The following is a 2,500-nucleotide window of genomic DNA, read 5'->3' on the forward strand; positions in this document are numbered from 1 at the left end:
GCTTTGCAAGCAGGATGTCGTCGGTTCGATCCCGTCCGGCTCCACCAATGCCTTTCCGCTATGGTGTCGAGAGGATGGCTTGCTCAAGGCGGTGGCCTGGGCAGGCGGCAAGGTCATTCGTATCAAGGTTCGCAGCGGGCTTGGCCCGGTGCCTGTTCTGTTTGACATCGTAAAGAGAAGATTTGTTCGGACTCCATGCTGAAAGGCATGGTTTGTCGCGGTGAGACGCTCAATCTCCCGCAGATGATGGGTTTGCCTAACCGCGCCCCCGAACCGATCTCGAGAAGCTGGTCTTTTTGTGCCAATACCGTTCGAGGCTTGCCTCGGATGGGCATTGGCAATGAGAACGATCAAGTGTCTTAAGGGCAATTGGTGGATGCCTTGGCATGCACAGGCGATGAAGGACGTGATACGCTGCGATAAGCTACGGGGAGGTGCGAATACCCTTTGATCCGTAGATTTCCGAATGGGGAAACCCACCTAAGGTGCTTGGAAAATCTGACGCGCCATCGGCGCATTGGCGAATAGTAAAGTGGTGAATAGTGAATGGTCCTTCCATTCGCCGTTTATCCTTCACATTCACTCGCGTCGCAGACGCGTTTGATTTCCAAGTATCGATAATAGGTAACTTACCCTGAATACATAGGGGTAAAGTGGCGAACGCGGGGAACTGAAACATCTAAGTACCCGTAGGAAAGGACATCAACCGAGACTCCGGAAGTAGTGGCGAGCGAACCCGGACCAGGCCAGCGGCTTTTGTGAGACAAGCGGAACCTTCTGGAAAGTAGGGCAAGAATGGGTGACAGCCCCGTACGCGTAATGCAAGCAAAAGTCCTTGAGTAAGGCGGGGCACGTGAAATCCTGTCTGAACATGGGGAGACCACTCTCCAAGCCTAAGTACTCGTGCATGACCGATAGTGAACCAGTACCGTGAGGGAAAGGTGAAAAGCACCCCGACAAGGGGAGTGAAAGAGTACCTGAAACCGATTGCCTACAAACAGTGGGAGCCTGAAATGGTGACCACGTACCTTTTGTATAATGGGTCAGCGACTTAGTGTGACGAGCAAGCTTAAGCCGGTAGGTGTAGGCGCAGCGAAAGCGAGTCTGAACAGGGCGTTCAGTTCGTCGCATTAGACCCGAAACCGAGTGATCTAGCCATGAGCAGGTTGAAGGTAAGGTAACACTTACTGGAGGACCGAACCCATAACTGTTGCAATAGTTTGGGATGACTTGTGGCTAGGGGTGAAAGGCCAATCAAACTCGGAAATAGCTGGTTCTCCGCGAAATCTATTTAGGTAGAGCGTCGACCGAATACCCCAGGGGGTAGAGCACTGGATGGGCTAGGGGTCCTCACCGGATTACCAAACCTAACCAAACTCCGAATACCTGGGAGTACTAGTCGGCAGACACACGGCGGGTGCTAACGTCCGTCGTGGAAAGGGAAACAACCCTGACCAACAGCTAAGGTCCCCAAGTTATGGCTAAGTGGGAAAGGATGTGAGGATCCCAAAACAACCAGGATGTTGGCTTAGAAGCAGCCATCATTTAAAGAAAGCGTAACAGCTCACTGGTCTAAATAAGGGTCTTTGCGCCGAAAATGTACCGGGGCTAAAGCCATACACCGAAGCTTTGGGTTTGATCCGCAAGGATCAAGCGGTAGCGGAGCGTTCTGTAGGCCGATGAAGCCACACCCGCGAGGGGTGGTGGAGGTATCAGAAGTGCGAATGCTGACATGAGTAACGTAAGGGGGGTGAGAGACTCCCCCGCCGAAAGTCCAAGGGTTCCTGCTTAAAGTTAATCTGAGCAGGGTTAGCCGGCCCCTAAGTCGAGGCAGAAATGCGTAGACGATGGGAACCACGTTAATATTCGTGGGCCTGGAGGTAGTGACGGATCACGTGTGTTGTCGGGTCTTATTGGATTGATCCGGCAGCGAAGTGGTTCCAGGAAATAGCTCCTCCTTATAGACCGTACCCGAAACCGACACTGGTGGACTGGTAGAGTATACCAAGGCGCTTGAGAGAACTATGCTGAAGGAACTCGGCAAATTGCACGCGTAACTTCGGAAGAAGCGTGACCCTTTTGCGGGCAACCGTGAGAGGGTGGCACAGACCAGGGGGTAGCGACTGTTTATCAAAAACACAGGGCTCTGCGAAGTCGCAAGACGACGTATAGGGTCTGACGCCTGCCCGGTGCTGGAAGGTTAAGAGGAGGGGTGCAAGCTCTGAATCGAAGCCCCAGTAAACGGCGGCCGTAACTATAACGGTCCTAAGGTAGCGAAATTCCTTGTCGGGTAAGTTCCGACCTGCACGAATGGCGTAACGACTTCCCCGCTGTCTCCAGCATAGACTCAGTGAAATTGAATTCCCCGTGAAGATGCGGGGTTCCTGCGGTTAGACGGAAAGACCCCGTGCACCTTTACTATAGCTTTACATTGGCATTCGTAGTGACATGTGTAGGATAGGTGGTAGGCTTTGAAGCCCGGGCGCCAGCTCGGGTGGAG

The 2,500-nt window shown here is 53.1% G+C and carries 1 tRNA gene and 1 rRNA gene (both cut by a window edge); both read left to right on the forward strand.

Annotated features, from left to right (window positions below):
* Positions 1-47: transfer RNA gene (locus tag ACLKMW_RS26145), tRNA-Ala, on the forward strand; it begins 29 nt to the left of the window's first position.
* Between the two features lie 301 nt (positions 48-348).
* Positions 349-2,500: ribosomal RNA gene (locus tag ACLKMW_RS26150) — 23S ribosomal RNA — on the forward strand; it runs 727 nt beyond the window's last position.

It is taken from the genome of Borborobacter xinjiangensis, from assembly GCF_047739745.1.
Classification (GTDB): Bacteria; Pseudomonadota; Alphaproteobacteria; order Rhizobiales; family Rhizobiaceae; genus Pseudaminobacter.